Raw genomic sequence first — 18879 nt, forward strand, 5'->3', positions numbered from 1 at the left:
TTAGCCAATTTGCTCTGGAAGATAATTGCTATCAGCCAAATCACTAAAGCGTGTGAAGTCAGATTGAAAGGCAAGAGATACGATTCCTGTTGGTCCATGACGTTGTTTCGCAACAATAACATCAGCTTTTCCCATAATTTTATCCATTTCATCTTGCCATTTTTGATGTTCCAAAGTGCCTAGTTTTGGTTCTTCATTTTTGAGATAATATTCTTCGCGATAGACAAACAGAACGATGTCGGCATCTTGCTCAATTGAACCAGATTCACGTAAATCTGAGAGCTGTGGACGTTTATCTGTTCTATTTTCTACTTGACGTGAAAGTTGAGAGAGAGCGATAATAGGAATATTCAATTCTTTTGCTAATGCTTTTAATCCTGTGGTAATTTCTGTTATCTCTTGAACACGATTTTCTGATGAACGCTTTGAACTGCTTGTCATGAGTTGGATATAGTCAATAAACAAGATATCTAAACCATGTTGCCGCTTGAGACGCCGCGCACGAGCAGCTAATTGCGTAATTGATATTCCCCCAGTTTGATCAATATAAAGTGGTGCCTTTTGTAGTTGGTTCACCGCACGAATAATTTTTGAAAATTGTTCATCTGAAATATTACCACGCCGAATATCAGAAGAAGAGACTTCTGTTTGTTCAGAAATAATACGGGTTGCAAGCTGTTCGGATGACATCTCAAGTGAGAAGAATCCCACAACGCCACCTTCATTTTCTTGGATATTGGCATTACGATTATAAGCATTAGCAATATTAAAGGCAATATTGGTAGCCAGTGAGGTTTTACCCATACCAGGGCGGCCCGCAAGGATAATTAAGTCAGATGCTTGTAATCCTCCCATTTTTTCATCAAGTGTTTTAATATGGGTGGCTATTCCTGATAATTGTGAAGAGCGTTTTTTCGCAGCACTTGCCATATCGATAGCTTTTTTGATAGCCTCATTAAAATTTTCAAATCCACCTCCATATTTTCCTTTTTCTGCTAGCTCAAATAACTGATTTTCAACAGTTTCAATTTGTTGGGCAGGCGTAAGCTCTACAGGAGCATCAAAGGCTGTATTGACAACTTGAGTCCCAAGGTTAATCAAAGACCTGCGGATAAAAAGATCATAAATGACGCGTCCATAATCTTCAGCGTTAATAATAGTGACTGCCTCTGTGGCTAAGCGAACAACATATTGGTATACAGTAATATCTCCAATTTTTTCTTCCATTTGGATATGGGGCTTGATTGTAACAGGATCTACACGTTTTCCTGTTTTAATGAGGTGAGATAAAACATGATAAATTTTTTGATGCAATGGTTCAAAAAAATGTTCTGGTTTTAGAAAATCTGAAACGCGATCAAGAGAATCATTATTGATAAAGATGGCACCAAGCAATGCTTGTTCAGCTTCAATATTATACGGAAGTTGCCGAAAAGAAGGAGAATCTTCTTTTTTTGAGGAGCTGACATTAACAATGTTAGTTTCTTCCATAATATTTTTCCACTAAAATTTCAAGTCTAGCTATTTTAGGCGATAAATTGAAAGCCGTATATTAAAAAGAATAGAGCTACAAATCTTCATTTTAAGTTAAAATCATATAATTTTTAAAACACCCTTTGAGTATCTCATTTATCATGAGTGCATGAGTGATATCTATTTCTTATGTTTTAATTTATAATATATGATCCTTTAAGTAGCGGTTTTAACACTCTAAATTTAAGTATTTTGAAGTTACTTAACCTTAAAATTCCAATATCTGTGTAAGTAGAATTATTTTTTTATAACTGAAATTATTTCAGATTATGTGAGGATATAATCAACTTATTGCTCATACAAATCTTAACCTTAAGGGTAGAACTTTAAATTATTTTTGCTTTATATGCTGAAAAACAAAAGATATTTCTTCTTAGTGATATTATCATTCTCGGCATGTAATGCCTTTAAATAATATATTTCTAATTCTTTCATAAAAATTAGGTTCTTTATGTACGATAGCCATAAAATACTCACTTTTAAAGTGTGAGTATTTTATGAGCAATATTTAAAATAGAATAAAAAATATAAAACAGAAAGAAAAATAGCAATTAAGCTTCTTGATGAGAACTGTTTATATCGTTGTCATTAATTTCTTCTGCCAATAATTCTTCCTGACTTTCTTCTAATAATTCTTCTTGAATATTATATATTTCTCTAGCGGAAGTAAAAGTTTCACCTTCTGCTTGGCGTTGTGCTTCACTGCTAGAACGCGCAACGTTAATAATCACAGAAATTTGAACCTCTGGATGTAAGCTAAGAGTGATAGTGTGAAGACCGATCATTTTTATTGGATGGTTAAGTTCGATTTGATTTCTCCCAATAGAAAAGCCTTCATCTGTTATGATTTCAGCAATATCACGTGTTGACACAGAACCATAAAGTTGTCCCGTTTCACCAGCAGAACGAACAACAATGAATGATTGACCATCAAGTTTTTCAGCAATTTTTTGTGCTTCGCTTTTGCGTTCAAGATTACGTGCTTCAAGTTGTGCACGTTGTATCTCAAAATGTTTTTTATTAGCTTCATTTGCACGTAAAGCTTTACCTTGAGGCAAGAGAAAATTACGTGCATAACCATTTTTAACTGAGACAATATCACCCATCTGACCAAGACGAGGAATGCGCTCAAGCAGAATAATATCCATAGTTTTTCCTTTCGAACAAATAAATTTAGTGAAGTTTTTTGTGTGATTGAAAGTTATATTGAATAGCAGCCCAAATTCCCATCAAAAGCATCATAAAAACAATAGGTGGAGTAAAAACGATTGTTAAAATAGCAATATAAACAAGAGAAAGTATAATAATCCGCCCGTTTATCCCTTTTGTAATATTGTGAAGATATGCTAGACCACTAATTAATATGATGACAGTGTATGCAGTACTAAAGACACGGGTACTCAAGTTAAGAGAAGCGCTCAGCTCAACCATCGATGCTATGCAAACAATAATAAAAATAATAATTCCAGAAATTGGAAGGCGGAGAGTTTGGCTCCAATCATCACGGGGTCTTTTCAGCCATTTCATATGTTGTGCTGCTATCATGGAAAAGTAAAGGTTACCAATGAGAAAAACCAAACTATAAATAGTCAAAGAAATAGCAGTGAAAGTTGCTGTATGCGTCATTAAAAGCTCACTAAAAGCGCGTATATCGGCTTCTTTTATTGACTGTGATTGTTGCAGAGTTTGTGCTATGTTTTCGCTGATTTTTTTTGCAATGATGGGTGTGGAAGGACGGGTTTGAACATAGAGTCCAATGAAAGTTGCTATAAGAGCGATAAAATTAGTTAAATGAAAAATAACCGATGATAATGGGTACCATATCAGTTCGTTTTCTTTTTGCGCTGGTCGTGCAAGCCCAAGAAGCCAAGAAGCATAGACAGCAGGAAGGAAAAAAAAGAACATAAAGCCAAGAGCAATATAGGTATTAGTGGTTATGATAAGAACAACAGTGGCACTTATGAGGGCGATGAGACTGGCTAATGTTCCTTGACCGAACGCAACAATAAAAATTGGCAATGAAAGAAAGCAGCCAAGAAGAAGAGAAAAAAAGGGCGCGATATTTGCAACATTGATAATTGCCATTCCTATAACAACAGCAAATAATCCTGCCAAAATACCAGTTAATATCTCATAAGTACGATCTTTTTTCATTTATTGCTGTCCTGCTTTCTGCAGTTAGAGGCGTGTCAATACCCCAACTTTGATATTTAATAGCTTAACATAGGATACAACAAGCTATTTTTAAACCATATAAGAAAAGCAACTGGAGAAACTCTCCAGTTGCTAGAGCGTATTAGATTGTTTACTTTATAACGTACGGCAGTAAGCCTAAAAAGCGAGCACGTTTGATAGCATTAGCTAATTCACGCTGTTTTTTCTGACTAACAGCAGTAATCCGTGAAGGAACAATTTTCCCACGTTCGGAAATATAGCGTTGTAACAACTTGATGTCTTTATAATCAATTTTGGGAGCATTGGTCCCTGAAAAAGGACATGTTTTACGACGACGATGAAAGGGGCGACGTGCAGAGTTTTGATTAGTGTCAGTCATCATTCTACCTCTTCTATAGCATTTTCACGTTGACGACGTGGAAAACGAGGACGCTCTTCATCGTGTCCAATGTGACTACTGCGATCAAGGTGTGAGAGCATAGCAGATTTTTCTTTTTCGTGTTTTTCTACGCGAATGGTCATATAACGCAAAATATCCTCATTGATGCGCATTTGACGCTCTACTTCAGCAATTGCTGAAGCTGGTGCATCAATATTGACCAAGACATAATAAGCTTTACGATTTTTACGAATACGATAAGCAAGAGGACGAAGTCCCCAATTTTCTATACGCCCAACTTTTCCACCATGTGCTTCAATGACACCTTTGTAGAGACTCAAAAGTTCATCAACTTGCTGCGGTGCAATGTCTTGTCGGGCAAGGAACATATGTTCATAAAGAGCCATTGTTTTGCCTTTCTTCAATTAAATCTCACCGGTTTTAGCGCAAAGCCTCTGCGACTTGTCTTTTTTGGAAATCCAAAGAAGAAAGGACGCGTTTACAATTCGAGACATCTCAGAGCGGAGACACGGGAGGCCGGAAACATTGTATTTCCTACTGATTTTACAGCCCTCCGTTCAACCTCCGGCTAAAGTGCCGGCAACGAACACTTCATATCTACAAGTTATCTTTTAAAATAGCAAGTTTACGTACATAAAAAAATTGATTTATTAAATCTTGATATATTTTCAATATATTCTCTCTTCTACAAAGAGATGGTGCTGTACACTATAAGAATAAGGAGAGAAAAATGGGCTTTTTAAACCAGATTGATGTTACACTCTTTGAAATGTTTGTCGGCAATCATCAATCTTGGTCGATTTTAGTTTTGTTTAGTATTTTTTGTGCAAAGTTTTTAATTTATATTATTCCTCTCCATCTTTGTGCGTTGTGGTTTTGTGGTGGGGAGAGGGAGCGATGTGTCGTGCTAAGCATTTGCATGAGCATTTGTGCATCTCTTTTCATAGGTTATCTCATTTCTCTTTTTTATTTCCATCCTCGCCCATTTGTGGTAGGGTTGACGACACCGCTTATTCAACATCGTGCAACAGCTTCTTTTCCTAGTAATCATGCCTTGACCATTGCATCTTATGCAGCTAATTTTTATTTTTACCGATACAAAGTTGCTTTTAGATTTGCCGTAGTATTTTTATGCTTAATCTGTTGGGCGCGCATCTTTGTGGGTGTACATTATCCCTTTGATATTTTAGCAGGGGCAATTTTAGGAAGTCTCATAAGTTTGGGTGTTATTCAGTTTATAGCACCTTATTTTCCTAAGTTTTTATATCAAATTCCGCCTTTAAAATATAATTTTAAGTGTGGTATTCGTTTTAAATAAAGGGCTTTATCTTGATTTGTGCGGATGAATAAGGTCAAAAGAAAATAATTTAATTGTACAGTTTTAGGAGTTGATAAATGGGTGCAGCTTTTATTTTTCCAGGGCAGGGGAGTCAACTTGTTGGTATGGGAAAGGCGCTTACAGAGCAATTTATTGCCGCACGGATGGTTTTCGAGGAAGTTGATGATGCTTTGGGTGAGAAATTATCAAAGATTATTTTTGAAGGACCAGCAGATGTTTTAACGTTAACAGCAAATGCACAACCGGCATTAATGGCTGTATCTATGGCTGTCATTCGTGTGATGAAACAATTAGGGCTTCGTATAGAAGACAAGGTAAGATTTGTTGCTGGTCATTCTTTAGGCGAATATTCGGCTCTTTGTGCTGCTGATACATTTACTCTCACAGATACGGCAAGGCTTTTGCGTACTCGTGGCAATGCTATGCAGGCTGCTGTCGCGGTTGGAGAAGGTTCTATGGCTGCATTAATTGGTTTAGAAGAGCACATTGTGGAAGAAATTTGCAAAACTGTTTCTGGAGAAGGACTATGTCAGATTGCTAATGATAATGGTGGTGGGCAAATTGTTATTTCAGGTAAAGCAAAAGCAGTTGAGACAGCGGTAGAGATTGCATCAACAAAAGGTGCAAAACGTGCACTTCTTCTTCCAGTTTCTGCACCTTTTCATTCGTCTTTAATGCAGCCTGCTGCTGATGCCATGAAGAAAGCGCTTTTGACTGTTAATAAAATGGAACCTATTGTTCCTTTAATTGCCAATGTTTCTGTTACACCAGAAAAGGATCCAGAACGTATTGCTACTCTTCTTGTCCAACAAGTGACGGGGAGGGTGAGGTGGCGTGAAACAATAGAATGGATCGGGGCTAATGGGGTTGATACGCTTTTTGAAGTTGGTTCTGGAAAAGTATTAACAGGTTTAACGCGTCGTATTAACAAGGATATAAAAGGGGTAACTATTGGAACAGTTGATGAAATAGAATCAGCGCTAGGTATGCTTGGCGTTTAATCTATAAGGAGTTTAAAAATGTTTAAATTAACAGGGCGTAAAGCTCTTATAACGGGGGCATCAGGAGGAATTGGTGAGGCAATTGCACGCTGCTTTCATGCACAAGGAGCCATTGTTGGCCTTCATGGAACACGTGAAGAAAAGCTTAGAGAAGTGGCAGCAGAATTAGGGCAGAATGTTTTTGTATTTCCCGCTAATCTTTCTGAACGCCAATCGATTAGACAATTGGTTGAAGTTTCAGAAAGAGAAATGGATGGCGTCGATATTTTGGTTAACAATGCTGGAATCACTAAGGATGGTCTTTTTGTGCGTATGCAAGATAAAGATTGGGATGATGTTTTAGAAGTTAACCTAACAGCTGCTTCTCTTTTGACGCGTGAATTAATACATTCTATGATGCGCCGCCGTTATGGAAGGATTATTAACATTACATCTGTTGTTGGTGTTGTGGGAAATCCTGGACAAACGAATTATTGTGCTGCAAAAGCAGGATTGATAGGTTTTTCTAAAGCATTGGCACAAGAAATTGCTTCGCGAAATATCACGGTCAATTGTATTGCTCCAGGATTTATTAAATCTGCAATGACAGACAAGCTTAATGAAAAGCAAAAAGAAGCCATTATGGCTGCGATTCCAATGAAGCGTATGGGAAGTGGGCAAGAAATAGCCGCTGCTGCTGTTTATTTAGCAAGCGATGAAGCCGCCTATATGACAGGTCAAACACTCCATATCAATGGTGGAATGGCAATGATATGAGTATTTATTTTATTCCACATTGATTTATGAGTTGTATTATTTTAGATAGTAACGATTGAAATGGATAGATGCATCTATTTCTTTAACATGGTCGTTGATCAATTGATGTCGGAATGTCAGATTGGTTCATTTTTTGATACGCTTTGTAGGGGATATCCACAGGATGTTTTAAATCATTACTAAAATCTTTTAAAGTAATGCATCTATTGCTTGATTAGATGAACCGATATAGTAAACCAAATTATAGGAAAATATAAATTCGAGGATTTCAACATGAGTGATACAGTAGAGCGCGTTAAGAAAATTATCGTGGAACATCTTGGGGTTAATGCTGATAAAGTTGTAGAAAATGCAAGCTTTATCGATGATCTAGGGGCTGATAGCCTTGATACGGTTGAACTCGTTATGGCTTTTGAAGAAGAGTTTGGGGTAGAAATTCCAGATGAAGCTGCTGAAACGATTTTCACAGTTGGCGATGCAGTCAAGTTCATTGATAAAGCTTCTGCGTGATTACTAAAGGGCAAAGGCATGAATTGCTTTTGCCTATATTCTTCGGAGCTCTTTTGAAAAAAGAGCTTTGAGAGGTGAAGTTTAGTTCAAGGTTAGAAGTTATGAGACGTGTTGTTGTTACTGGTTTAGGGTTGGTATCTCCATTAGCTGGTAATACTGAATATAGTTGGAAACGACTTCTTGAAGGGAGAAGTGGTGTCCGACGTATCACAGAGTTTGATGTGTCAGATTTGCCATGCCAGATTGCTGCGCGTATCCCCTTAGGGGATGGAACAGAGGGGACTTATAATGCTGATTTGTATATGGAACCTAAAGAGCAACGTAAAGTTGATGCATTTATTGTTTATGCAATGGCTGCTGCTAACCAAGCGCTTGCAGATGCCGAATGGTTTCCTAAGAGTGATGAAGATCAGATTTGTACAGGTGTGTTAATTGGTTCGGGAATTGGGGGAGTTGAGGGCATTGTTGAAGCTGGTTATACGCTTCGTGATAAGGGGCCACGTCGTGTTTCTCCTTTTTTTATTCCAGGTCGTTTGATTAATCTTGCTTCTGGTTATGTGTCTATTCAATATGGTTTACGGGGGCCTAATCATTCTGTTGTAACGGCTTGTTCAACAGGGGCGCATGCGATTGGTGATGCGGCACGTTTGATTATGTTTGGTGATGCAGATGTCATGGTGGCAGGGGGGACGGAATCTCCAATAAATCGGATATCTCTTGCAGGTTTTGCAGCTTGTAGAGCTCTTTCTACTTGTCGCAATGATGATCCTGAACGGGCGTCCCGTCCTTATGATACTGATCGTGATGGTTTTGTGATGGGGGAAGGAGCGGCCGTTGTTGTTTTAGAAGAGCTGGAACATGCCAAAAAACGAGGAGCGCGTATTTATGCTGAGGTTATTGGCTATGGTTTATCTGGTGATGCTTACCACATTACAGCGCCTTCAGAAAGTGGTGAAGGGGCTCAGCGTAGTATGATAGCTGCTCTTAAGCGTGCACAAGTGAATGTGAGTGAACTTGATTATATTAATGCTCATGGTACATCTACGATGGCTGATTCCATAGAGCTAGCAGCTGTTGAGCGTGTTTTAGGGAGTTATGCACCACAAGTTTCTATGTCATCAACGAAATCATCTATTGGGCATTTACTTGGGGCAGCCGGTGCTGCTGAGGCTATTTTTTCTATTTTAGCTATACGGGATAATATAGCCCCAGCGACACTTAATCTTGACAATCCATCGATTGAAACGAAAATCGATCTTGTACCACACAAACCGCGTGAACGAAAGATTGATACGATTCTTTCTAATTCTTTTGGGTTTGGTGGAACAAATGCATCGTTGGTGATGCGACGTTTTAGAGGATAATAAGTATTTTTATTTAATTTCTGCTTTTGAGTTTTCTACTTTATTATTAAGGTGAATGAGAAATTATAATATTATCCTTAATCGCTATTGAGGGGTTATGTCCGATGTGAAGAATGGAAAACCATTAAAGGACGTAAGTGATTCCTCTTCGAATCATTTAGCAGATAGTTATGACATGTTAATACATAAAAAACGAAAGAAATCATCTATCGTCCGTAATCCGTTGGTCATTCTCGGTCATTTTTTTCTTATGCTGATTGTGATTATTCTTTTTGCCATAAGTATTCCTCTTTATATTGGAAAAAGTATTTTTGAAGAAAAGGGAAAGATTGAGGAAGAACAAATTGTTCTTATCCATCCTGGTACCGGAATTCGTGAAATTGCTTCATTGCTAGAAAAACGTGGTTTCATTCGATCATCAGATATTTTTGTTTATGGGGTTGGTTATCACCAAAAAACAACGCATCTGAAGGCTGGTGAATATTTAATTCCAGCTCATGCTTCGATGCAGGATATTATGGATATTCTTGTGAAAGGAAAATCTATAGAGTATACATTTACAGTACCTGAAGGTTTAACGGTTCAGCAAGTTTTCGATCGATTAGCTGCGAATGAAATTTTGATTGGAGACCTTCCAAAAATTTTGCCTCCAGAAGGCTGTTTAATGACGGATACTGTTCGTTTTATTCGGGGGACAACGCGTAAAGAGATTGTAAACAGATTGCGTGAAGGACAGACAAAATTAATTCATGCTATATGGGCTACGCGTTCACCCAATTTACCTATTAAATCAATTGATGAATTTGTTATATTAGCCTCAATTGTTGAGAAAGAAACGGGAATTGCAGCAGAAAGACCAATGGTTGCTGCGGTATTTTATAACCGCCTTACAAAGCATATGCGTCTTCAATCGGATCCAACAGTAATTTATGGTCTCTTCGGAGGAAAAGGAAAACCATCCGGTCGTGCAATTTATCGTTCAGATCTTGAGAAGGAAACACCCTATAATACTTATAAAATTAATGGTTTGCCCCCAACGGCTATCGCAAATCCAGGGCGAGATTCTTTGAAAGCGGTGGCACATCCACCAAGCAGTGATGCACTTTATTTTGTTGCTGATGGTTCAGGAGGACATGTTTTTTCTCGAACTTTAGAAGAACATAATATGAATGTTCGCAAGTGGCGAGAATTAAAGGCAAGACATTGAATTTATAATGATAATGCATCTTTTTCATTGTAAATGAGAATCCAAAATATAGTAAAATTTTTCTATTTAAACTTTTTATGAGAATGATAAAAAATCATTTTCTTGTCTGTCACAAGTGGGATTAGCGTATGGATAAAAATATTTAAGAAAGAAGTGAATATACTTCTAATACCTTATCTCAAAAAGGAGCAGAATAACATTGAGAATTGCTAAGAAAACACATTGATTAGGGGAGAGGTTGAGATAATGTATAATTCAAATTTTGAAGAAACATTTATGAATAAAGTAGAGTGATGTAATGACAGTCTTTGAAAGTAAATTGAGTGCTATAAAAATAAATCAACGCCGCGGTTTTTTATTTATTCTCTCTTCACCTTCAGGTGCTGGTAAATCAACAATTTCTCGATTACTTCTAAAAGATGGACAATTAGAGCTTTCTGTAAGTATGACCACAAGGAAAAGGCGTCCTAGTGAAGTAGATGGGCTGCATTATCACTTTATTTCAAAGGAAGAGTTTGAATATAAGCGTGATAGAGATGAATTTATTGAATGGGCAGAAGTTCACGGGAATTATTATGGCACTTTACGTGAAACTGTTGAAAAGGCATTGAATACCGGCCGTGATATGCTATTTGATATTGATTATCAAGGTACCGAGCAGTTGCAAAAAAAGATGCTAGGAGACACTGTATCTGTGTTTATCCTTCCACCATCAATGAAAGAGCTTATTTCGCGTTTACATCGTCGAGCAGAAGATAGTCAAGATATCATCAATTTACGATTGGAAAATGCACGAACGGAGTTAAAGCATTGGCGTTCTTATGATTATGTTGTGATTAACGAAGATTTAGATCAGTCTTTATCTTTTATTAAATCAATTTATTTAGCTGAAACCGCAAAACGCGAGCGCTGTTCTTATCTTAGCTCTTTTGTTGATGGGCTTATTGCTGAAAAAATCAATACATGTTTTGATTAAAAAAGGTTGCATAACAAAAAATGCATTTTTTAGAGCACTAGATGCGCTAAAGTTACAAATTCGGAAACCGAGAGTGTTTCAGCACGGCGCGTTCCATCAATTCCAGCTTTTTCTAACAGCACTTCACCTCCAAGTGTTTTGAGATTTTGACGAAGCATTTTTCGTCTTTGCCCAAAGGCGGTTTTTGTGACGAGACTTAGTTTTTGTGCAGAGCAGGAAAGAGGTTGTGTTCGCGGAATAATATGAACAACGGAAGACGTTACTTTAGGTATTGGTATGAAGGCTTGAGGGGGCACATCAAAAGCAATTTTAGCAGCGGTACGCCAGCCAGTTAAGACACTAAGACGTCCATAGTGAGCAGATTGAGGTTTAGCTGTAATCCGTTTGGCAACTTCACGTTGAAACATCAATGTCATTGATTCATAAAAAGGAGGCCATGGTTCAGTCAAAAGCCAATTTAGTAAGAGTTGTGTCCCAATATTATAAGGAAGATTTGCAATAATGCGAGGCTTTTCTGGGCTTGTTTCAAAGAGTTTTGAGAAGTCTTGCTTCAGTGCATCATTACAAATAATTTTTAATTTTTGAGGATAATGTTTTTCTATTTCTAAAAGAGCCGGTATGCAGCGCTCATCGCGTTCTATTGCTGTTACAATGGCACCCTTTGCTAGCAAGGCACGTGTGAGACCTCCAGGACCAGGACCAATTTCAAGAACAGGTTTTCCTTCTATATTGCCTGCTTGATGAGCAATTTTAGATGTTAAATTAAGATCAAAAAGAAAATTCTGCCCCAAGGATTTATGCGCTTGTAATCCATATATATCAATGACCTCACGCAGAGGGGGGAGATTATCTATTGGCATGGGTTTAAACTATTTTTTGCAAGTTGATTTGCAAGTTTAAGAGCAGCAATAAAGCTTTCAGGAGAGGCTATCCCTTTATCAGCAATGTCAAAAGCAGTTCCGTGATCTGGAGATGTGCGAATAAAAGGTAGACCTAATGTGACATTAACAGTGCTATCAAAGTCTAATGTCTTAACAGGGATAAGGGCTTGATCATGATACATACAAATGGCAGCGTCATATGCCTTTCTTGCGCATTCATGGAACATTGTGTCGGCAGGCAGCGGGCCTGTAATATTGAGTCCTTTCTTTTTAAGATATTCAATAGCAGGAGTGATAACTTCAATATCTTCTTTTCCCATTGCACCTCCTTCTCCAGCATGAGGATTAAGACCAGCAACAGCTAGTCGGGGTGACGTTATTTTAAAACGTGTTTTTAAGTCACATTCAGTAATAAGTACCGTTTGAATAATTAAATCACGGGTAAGCTGCGAAGGAACATTTTTAAATGGAATATGAACAGTTATTGGTACTGTTTTTAATCGGGGTCCTGCTAACATCATAACGGGATGATAACATTTATGAAAAGCTTTATGGGCTAAATCGGCTAAAAATTCTGTATGACCTGGAAATTGAAAACCGGCATCATAAAGATTCTTTTTTGCAATAGGACAAGTGATAAGTGCACATGCATGGCCCCTTTGAATCAATTGAACACAGCGTTTAATTGCTTCAATAATTCCAGCAGCATTATTCGATGAAGGTATACCTAATTGATCACTTTGTTTGTTTTTTAACGGGATGATAGGAAGAGCATTTTGAAAATTTTTTGCAGGATTATTGATTAAAACAGATTGCACCTCAACATCAATCTGTAAAAAACGAGCGCGCGAACGAATAACATCTGGATCAGCAAGAAGTACAAAAGGTGGAATTTGGCGCGTAACACGCAAATTCCACGTTTTTAGTACTATTTCAGGACCAATTCCGGCAGGATCACCACCGCTAACAATAAGAGCAGCCATTATGAATTTTGAATGCGTGCCCCTCGCCGCAGTTCTCCTAAATATTTGTCGCTTAATTCTTCAAGTTTTTGCGGGCTTCTTTTTTTACTATCTTGAAGAGAAAATATCAGTCGAGCGACATAATCATCAGAAACTCTTTTTATTTTGCAGACAGCAATTGCTTCGATTCCATCAGATGTTTCTTGTAATTTTGTCATTTTTCCAGCAGGCGTTTCAAGAATAGCTTGTTCCCATGCATTAGGAAGTTGTGGCTCCAGAAACTTTCCTAAGTGGCGGATAGTAACGTCTAAAATACCTCTTGCTTGATTGTGAGCATTGGCACATCCACGGAAATGTGCGCGAAAATTACTTGCTTCTCTTTGACGTTTTTCGAAGATCTCTGAACGACGATGTGCAGGAATGACAAAAACAATTCGCTGTAATGTATATTCGTTTGTTGAAGGTTTGACACCACCATTTTTTAATATTCTGCGTACAGCTTCTTGTTCGCTAATCATACCTGTTTCAGCTTGATAGCGTGCGCTAACAAGACGCCCCCATCCTATTTGTCCACGGATGTAATCTTTGAAGTGTTGCACAGTGATCTCAGTTTGGATCAGAATCTGGTTGAGCTGATCAATCGTCATATTATTTTGTGTCGCAAAATTCTCAAAAGCTCTATCAACTTCATCATTGCTTACTTCAATATTAAGACGTTTTATTTCAATATTTTTTAGCTTTTCGTCAATCAGCTCTTTTTTAGCCTGTGCCACCAAATTGCCTTGCTTTTGTTGTAGCCTGAGAAAAGCAAGGCGTCTTTGTATATCATAATTTGTGATGGGGTTTCCATTAACTGTAACAACAATAGAAGTCTGCGCAAAGACTGCCGGAATCAAAAATCCATTTATGAGCAGGCTGCTTACGCTCAAAGACGCAATATAAAATAAAGCAAGAAAACGCTTTTTTAATTTATTCATGTAAATAGGCTTTCGCATTGTTTATTAATTCTCATCAACAACTTAAAATACACGCTTTCTTTCATAAAAACAATGATAAGTTAAATGACTGATACATTCCCTTTATAAATTAATCTATCTTTTTTCCTATATCTGCAATTGTACGCAATGAAAGAGAAAAATTAAAGTTTTGCAAGGGTGCTTTTCTCCCTGGATTCGTTACCTGTTGATAACCGAATGTTAGCCCGAAACATTCATCTGTATAATTCAAGCTAATTCCTCGCTTTATAAATGTACCAGATACTAAATCATAACCGGCGTTGCTATTAATAGACCAATAATCTGCTAATTTAAGTCCTGTTTGAAAAGAAATTTCTTGGCGCTCTTGAGAATATTCATAATCTGGTTGCTTTGCGATATAGGCATATTGTAGAGCCGCCCAAAAATTTTGCCATTTTTGTGATGCTTCGATTTCACTACGGCGGATTTTTCCTGTTTTTTTGTCAAAGCGTCCACGCGTTTCTAAGGAAAAACCACTTTTATGGGTTGCACCAAACAGTGCAACATAGTCTGAACGTTTTTCCTCTAAGCCAGAATGGATACCTACATTAACAAAGTCTTTTTCTGCAAAAGAATTTTTTCCTGCCAGATGAAAGGATTGTCCAATGAGACCATAAAGAGACCAATTGTCATTAAAACTTCCAGAATATCTTAAACCTATATTGGCTCTTGTGCCGCCTTCTACACGATCATAACCAGAAAATTTATCCCGTTGAAAGAGAGTGGTTGCATCAAATACAAAGCTTTGAGCATCTTCATTAGGAATTTGTCCGATATATTGTTCATTATTGCGTATGAAAATTTGTGCGGTTGGTTCTATGATATGTGTAGAATGATCAGCTGTAATGAGAAAGGGATAGCGTAGTTCCAGCCCTGCTGTTGCCATGCCACGAATTGCTGAACCACGAACTTCTGATAACACATTGTTTTCTATAGAATCTGTGTGATTTTCGCTTGCATTAGTTGTAATGATATCAGCTCGTAGAGAGAGAAGAGGGGTTAAGATGAGTCCGTTGTGCGTGTTGAAGCGCTTTTTCCACTGAAGCTCGTTTGTTAAACGCAAACTATTTCCAGCCATACCAGAAAGTCTTACTATGTTGAGAGGGTTTCCGTTCTGGTCGGGTGAACTGAAGTCAGCATGGCGACGATAAACTGATTGCATATTACTATGGAAGGTGAGCTCTCCATTATAAATGGGTTCATCTGGTGTGAAAAAATAATCGATGTGTGGTAAGACCCACGCTTGCCGAGAGTGACGTTCATAATGAGGATCATTCAATATTGAATCTTGAACTTTAAAATGATAAAAACGCATATCAAAATAATTTTTTCCTGCAAGACCATTCAGATAGACCTGAGAAAGTTGTGTAGGATTGTTATAGTTTTCAATTTTATAGGCACGACTAAAATGCCGATCTGATTGTGCAAGAATATCCCATCCATAAGTCCAGTGTGAATTAATACGAAAATCCCCCTTTGTTGCCAGCATATAGCGGTTTTTATGTTGGGCATCAATCGTATCATTATCAAATCTATGCGGTTTCATTTGATATATATGAGCAAAGCGAATGTTATAACGTCCTGTTTTTAAACGCTGACGCCATTCCCCTTCGGTTAAAAGCCCCTGTTGGGTATAAATGGTGGAAGAAAGGGTAAAATCATAATGGGGGGCGAGATTCCAGAAATAAGAATTCTTTATCCCCATACCGAGATAATCAGTATAAAAAAAATGAGGAGTAAGCAGACCGCTAGCACGCTTGACAGTTGGATCATAGATCTCAAAATTTGGAAATTTTATAATCGGTACACCAAAAACTTCAAAACTGCTATTTTCAAACCGAATTTTTTTGATGCTATTATTCCATATGATCTTTCTTGCTTTAATTTTCCATAGGACGTCTCGATCTGGTTTATAAGAGCAAGGTTCACAGGCTGTATAGGTTGCATTTTCAAAGACTGTTATGTGGTTGTGTTTGCGTGTAGCATTTTGGGCTGAAAAGTGAACATTGTTGGCTGTATCAATACGTAAGGCGTTTACAAAACCCTCGCCAAGATCTTTGGTCATATCAATTTGGTTGGAATAAATTTTATTACCATCCTTTTGAGTAATTTCAACGTTCCCTTGTGCTATAAGCCGTCCTGTTTTTTGATTGTAAATAATTTTTTGAGCGACAACTTTATTGCCATCATATTCGATTTGAACATTACCGTGTGCAGAAACAGTGTTTTCATCACGATTGTAGATGAGTTCATCCGCAGAGAGCAAAAGAGGAGGTTCCGGATTTTGAATGCGACTTTGAGAAGGAGATAGAAGGCTTTGAGCGTGCGCACAATAAGACAAAGCACCTCCTAACATAACCCCCATAACACTTTTAAAAGCGAGAGCACTTAATTTTGTTAAAATAGTTTTTTTAAGTGTTAATGCTTTCACTTAGCCATCCTCTTTATGAAGTAAAAAAGAGATTCCTAAGAATAACGCAATAACAACGGGTGTCCAAGCTGCAATAATTGGTGGAATATATCCAGCATTACCAAAAGCTTGAACAAGTACGGAAATAACATAAAGCATAAACCCAGCTATTACGCCACCAAGAATCAACATTCTAGATTGCCCAAAACGTGTAAAATTTAAAGATACAGTTGCTGCAATGAGGGTCATTGCCACAAGCAATGCCGGTAATGCAATCAAAAATTGGAAATACATATCAAAATTATGAGCAGAATAGCCAAATGAACGTGCAATCATAATTTTTTTTGGCAATTGGTAAAATGGAATAGTTGCGGGATTCACTAAACGTTCCGTTAAAAATTCAGGTTTTAGATTGGTTTTTATTTGCAACACGGTAAATTTTTCAGGAGGATGCCCTATTTTATAGATTGTTCCATTTGTTAATAGCCAAAATCCATTAGTCAAGGTTGCTTTTGGGGCGTTAATCCAATTTTTGACGGTTGCATTGTCATTGTATTGTACAAAGGTTGCATCGAGAAGAGAAAGTCCTTGATCGGTGATAGATTTGGCACCAATGGTTGTTCTGCCTAAATTTGTACGTTGTGTTAACCAGTGGATACTTGTATTGTGAAGAGGTGTTAGTACATTGTGATTGCGCCATTCAGTCATCTTTTTTTCTGCTTGAGAAAATCCCCATGCAGCAAGTGGATTAATGAGAAGAATTGAAAATAATCCCAAAAGAAAAGCTCCAAAACAAGCTGGCATAAGAAATTGCCATGCAGAAACACCGATTGAACGCGTCACCACAAGTTCAAGTTTTTTGTTGAGCGAGATAAGTGTAGCCATTGCAGAAAAGAGTGCAATGAAAGGGATAAGTTGTTGCATGATAAAAGGGATGCGTAAAACAGAGAGGAAAAATGCATCTTTTGCTGTATAATGCGGAAGGGAAGATAGCCTACCGGAATTCTCTGTGAAATCGATTAAAAGAGCAAGAATAAAAATGCTTCCCCAGAAATAACAAGTTATTTTAAGATAACGTGTAAAAAAATATCGTCCAAGTGTCCACCCAATCATGATATTTTATCCGAGGAATCTTGAGATTTTCGATGTTCAAATTTGTTTATTATTTTTTGAAAAGCGATTTGAAGTATCTCATTAACTTTTGTGGGAAGCCCAATTTTATGATTCGTTAAAAGCATAAAAAAGACAAATGCACTTGTTCCTATGGGTATAATATAAAGGAGAGGAACATATGCAAGATCGCTTTTTGCTTTTTCTGCGAAAAAATATCCTATCCAATACACTAGAAAAGAAAGGGCAATTGCCGAGACATTTGCGGAATGACGAGCTTGTCGATGGGAGCGTACATCCCCTGCCGCTGCTAATGCAATAAGTGAAAAAACAATAGGGTAGAGCCATTGTGTTAACCTGCGGTGAAATTCAGCTTTATATTGGAGTGGTTTTCGTTGATAGTAGGGATCTTGTGGATCAGGGTTTTGTAAATAAGAAAGAGACCGATCTTTTGGATAAAGAGTAGGTGTTTTATCACTGGGGATAAACTCCCCTAGGCTAAAGGTGTATGAGCTAAATTGAACGATTGAAACGCTGTTATTTTGATGGTTAACTCTTTCTATTTCACCGTTATTGAGAACCAGAAAACTGCCATTTTTATTGCTCACAATGGATGCGTCTGTTGCATAATAAAAAAGATCAGTCGTAGGATCACGTTGGTCGGCAATGAAAAGGCGTTCAAGTGTTCCATTTGGATTTCGTTCTCCAATTTCTATGTAAAGGTTATTGGCAAGTTTTTGAAAGCTCCCTTCACTAATGAATAGATTAATAAGATCAAAATGAGCACTTGCTAGCATTTGTCGCATATGAAGACGCGCTTGAGGAACAACAAAATTAGCTATAGAAAAGGAGATACAGGATGCAACAATAGCAAGAAGAAGGATAGGTTTCCAAACAGTACTTTTAGGAAAACCAGAGGCATTGATGACAGCAAGTTCTGAGTCTTGATGCATTGCTGAGAGGATAGTTGTAACTGCGATCACTAATGCAAATGGAATGACAAGAAAAATAACAGAAGGGACCAATGAGAGTGAAAATTGTAAGACTGTGAGGAGTGTTTGTTTACTTGTTGTGAGAAAGTTTATCCGTGCAAGAATTTGTATAGTCCAACTAACGCCCACTGCTGCAATCATGACAGAACTAAACAAAACAAGGACACGTTTCAGGATGTAGAACTCAATAATACGCATAAATTGGGAAAAATCCTCAGTCTTTAATTCGATAGCAAATATTTACTGC

The 18879-nt window shown here is 37.5% G+C and carries 18 protein-coding genes; 7 read left to right on the plus strand and 11 right to left on the minus strand.

Going from position 1 to position 18879, the window contains the following annotated elements; genetic code table 11:
- The 5 genes from ACFILW_RS00785 to rpsF form a co-directional block, all read right to left on the minus strand.
- Positions 1-1491: a replicative DNA helicase gene (locus ACFILW_RS00785; protein ID WP_375684927.1), complete on the minus strand. Its 1491-nt coding sequence runs from the start codon at positions 1489-1491 to the stop codon at positions 1-3.
- A gap of 593 nt (positions 1492-2084) precedes the next feature.
- Complete coding sequence (gene rplI / locus ACFILW_RS00790; protein WP_375622197.1) at positions 2085-2681, minus strand: 50S ribosomal protein L9; 597 nt, start codon at positions 2679-2681, stop codon at positions 2085-2087.
- 25 nt (positions 2682-2706) lie between these two features.
- The gene (locus ACFILW_RS00795) at positions 2707-3687 is read right to left on the minus strand and encodes a hypothetical protein (RefSeq protein WP_375622196.1); all 981 of its coding nucleotides are present in this window, start codon (positions 3685-3687) and stop codon (positions 2707-2709) included.
- A 151-nt stretch (positions 3688-3838) separates the two neighbouring features.
- Positions 3839-4087, minus strand: coding sequence for a 30S ribosomal protein S18 (rpsR, locus tag ACFILW_RS00800; protein WP_012754957.1), 249 nt, complete (start codon positions 4085-4087; stop codon positions 3839-3841).
- Positions 4087-4494 (minus strand): 30S ribosomal protein S6, encoded by a 408-nt coding sequence (gene rpsF / locus ACFILW_RS00805; RefSeq protein ID WP_375645773.1) that lies wholly within the window; start codon positions 4492-4494, stop codon positions 4087-4089. Before rpsF ends, rpsR begins: the two co-directional genes overlap by 1 nt.
- 344 nt (positions 4495-4838) lie before the next feature.
- Here rpsF and ACFILW_RS00810 point away from each other — a divergent pair, with 344 nt between their 5' ends.
- The 7 genes from ACFILW_RS00810 (at position 4839) to gmk (ending at position 11261) form a co-directional block, all read left to right on the plus strand.
- Positions 4839-5426 (plus strand): undecaprenyl-diphosphatase, encoded by a 588-nt coding sequence (locus ACFILW_RS00810; protein ID WP_375622195.1) that lies wholly within the window; start codon positions 4839-4841, stop codon positions 5424-5426.
- A gap of 77 nt (positions 5427-5503) precedes the next feature.
- The gene (gene fabD, locus ACFILW_RS00815) at positions 5504-6448 is read left to right on the plus strand and encodes an ACP S-malonyltransferase (RefSeq protein WP_375645775.1); all 945 of its coding nucleotides are present in this window, start codon (positions 5504-5506) and stop codon (positions 6446-6448) included.
- 18 nt (positions 6449-6466) lie between these two features.
- On the plus strand, positions 6467-7204 hold the full coding sequence (gene fabG / locus ACFILW_RS00820; RefSeq protein ID WP_375622193.1) for a 3-oxoacyl-[acyl-carrier-protein] reductase: 738 nt from the start codon (positions 6467-6469) through the stop codon (positions 7202-7204).
- Positions 7205-7477: 273 nt separating this feature from the next.
- Complete coding sequence (locus tag ACFILW_RS00825) at positions 7478-7714, plus strand: acyl carrier protein (protein WP_004860281.1); 237 nt, start codon at positions 7478-7480, stop codon at positions 7712-7714.
- Between the two features lie 101 nt (positions 7715-7815).
- On the plus strand, positions 7816-9078 hold the full coding sequence (gene fabF, locus ACFILW_RS00830; RefSeq protein WP_375622331.1) for a beta-ketoacyl-ACP synthase II: 1263 nt from the start codon (positions 7816-7818) through the stop codon (positions 9076-9078).
- Positions 9079-9175: 97 nt separating this feature from the next.
- Positions 9176-10285, plus strand: a complete 1110-nt coding sequence (gene mltG, locus ACFILW_RS00835; protein WP_375622192.1) for an endolytic transglycosylase MltG — start codon at positions 9176-9178, stop codon at positions 10283-10285.
- Positions 10286-10583: 298 nt separating this feature from the next.
- A complete protein-coding gene (gene gmk, locus ACFILW_RS00840) occupies positions 10584-11261 on the plus strand; it encodes a guanylate kinase (RefSeq protein WP_375622191.1) in 678 nt (225 codons plus the stop codon).
- 29 nt (positions 11262-11290) lie between these two features.
- On the opposite strand, the gene rsmA is transcribed toward gmk, so the two are convergent.
- The 6 genes from rsmA to lptF all read right to left on the minus strand — a co-directional run bounded on the left by rsmA (position 11291) and on the right by lptF (position 18830).
- Positions 11291-12121: a 16S rRNA (adenine(1518)-N(6)/adenine(1519)-N(6))-dimethyltransferase RsmA gene (gene rsmA, locus ACFILW_RS00845; protein ID WP_375622190.1), complete on the minus strand. Its 831-nt coding sequence runs from the start codon at positions 12119-12121 to the stop codon at positions 11291-11293.
- Complete coding sequence (gene pdxA, locus ACFILW_RS00850) at positions 12112-13125, minus strand: 4-hydroxythreonine-4-phosphate dehydrogenase PdxA (RefSeq protein ID WP_375645776.1); 1014 nt, start codon at positions 13123-13125, stop codon at positions 12112-12114. The genes rsmA and pdxA overlap by 10 nt, the downstream gene beginning before the upstream one ends.
- Entirely contained in the window at positions 13125-14081 is a 957-nt protein-coding gene (locus ACFILW_RS00855) for a SurA N-terminal domain-containing protein (RefSeq protein ID WP_375622188.1), read from the minus strand. Before ACFILW_RS00855 ends, pdxA begins: the two co-directional genes overlap by 1 nt.
- A 109-nt stretch (positions 14082-14190) precedes the next feature.
- Positions 14191-16551: an LPS-assembly protein LptD gene (locus ACFILW_RS00860; protein ID WP_375622187.1), complete on the minus strand. Its 2361-nt coding sequence runs from the start codon at positions 16549-16551 to the stop codon at positions 14191-14193.
- A complete protein-coding gene (lptG, locus tag ACFILW_RS00865) occupies positions 16552-17643 on the minus strand; it encodes an LPS export ABC transporter permease LptG (protein ID WP_375684928.1) in 1092 nt (363 codons plus the stop codon).
- Positions 17640-18830: an LPS export ABC transporter permease LptF gene (lptF, locus tag ACFILW_RS00870; protein WP_375622185.1), complete on the minus strand. Its 1191-nt coding sequence runs from the start codon at positions 18828-18830 to the stop codon at positions 17640-17642. The genes lptG and lptF overlap by 4 nt, the downstream gene beginning before the upstream one ends.
- Positions 18831-18879: the final 49 nt, after the last annotated feature.

Origin of the sequence: Bartonella sp. TT110JLCBS (assembly GCF_042193405.1) — a bacterium.
Taxonomy (GTDB): domain Bacteria; phylum Pseudomonadota; class Alphaproteobacteria; order Rhizobiales; family Rhizobiaceae; genus Bartonella.

Bases quoted from the DNA above. Each gene is read 5' to 3' on its own strand.
- ACFILW_RS00785 (WP_375684927.1), bottom strand. From the start codon at position 1,491: ATGGAAGAAACTAACATTGTTAATGTCAGCTCCTCAAAAAAAGAAGAT.
- rplI (WP_375622197.1), bottom strand. From the start codon at position 2,681: ATGGATATTATTCTGCTTGAGCGCATTCCTCGTCTTGGTCAGATGGGT.
- ACFILW_RS00795 (WP_375622196.1), bottom strand. From the start codon at position 3,687: ATGAAAAAAGATCGTACTTATGAGATATTAACTGGTATTTTGGCAGGA.
- rpsR (WP_012754957.1), bottom strand. From the start codon at position 4,087: ATGACTGACACTAATCAAAACTCTGCACGTCGCCCCTTTCATCGTCGT.
- rpsF (WP_375645773.1), bottom strand. From the start codon at position 4,494: ATGGCTCTTTATGAACATATGTTCCTTGCCCGACAAGACATTGCACCG.
- ACFILW_RS00810 (WP_375622195.1), top strand. From the start codon at position 4,839: ATGGGCTTTTTAAACCAGATTGATGTTACACTCTTTGAAATGTTTGTC.
- fabD (WP_375645775.1), top strand. From the start codon at position 5,504: ATGGGTGCAGCTTTTATTTTTCCAGGGCAGGGGAGTCAACTTGTTGGT.
- fabG (WP_375622193.1), top strand. From the start codon at position 6,467: ATGTTTAAATTAACAGGGCGTAAAGCTCTTATAACGGGGGCATCAGGA.
- ACFILW_RS00825 (WP_004860281.1), top strand. From the start codon at position 7,478: ATGAGTGATACAGTAGAGCGCGTTAAGAAAATTATCGTGGAACATCTT.
- fabF (WP_375622331.1), top strand. From the start codon at position 7,816: ATGAGACGTGTTGTTGTTACTGGTTTAGGGTTGGTATCTCCATTAGCT.
- mltG (WP_375622192.1), top strand. From the start codon at position 9,176: ATGTCCGATGTGAAGAATGGAAAACCATTAAAGGACGTAAGTGATTCC.
- gmk (WP_375622191.1), top strand. From the start codon at position 10,584: ATGACAGTCTTTGAAAGTAAATTGAGTGCTATAAAAATAAATCAACGC.
- rsmA (WP_375622190.1), bottom strand. From the start codon at position 12,121: ATGCCAATAGATAATCTCCCCCCTCTGCGTGAGGTCATTGATATATAT.
- pdxA (WP_375645776.1), bottom strand. From the start codon at position 13,125: ATGGCTGCTCTTATTGTTAGCGGTGGTGATCCTGCCGGAATTGGTCCT.
- ACFILW_RS00855 (WP_375622188.1), bottom strand. From the start codon at position 14,081: ATGAATAAATTAAAAAAGCGTTTTCTTGCTTTATTTTATATTGCGTCT.
- lptG (WP_375684928.1), bottom strand. From the start codon at position 17,643: ATGATTGGGTGGACACTTGGACGATATTTTTTTACACGTTATCTTAAA.
- lptF (WP_375622185.1), bottom strand. From the start codon at position 18,830: ATGCGTATTATTGAGTTCTACATCCTGAAACGTGTCCTTGTTTTGTTT.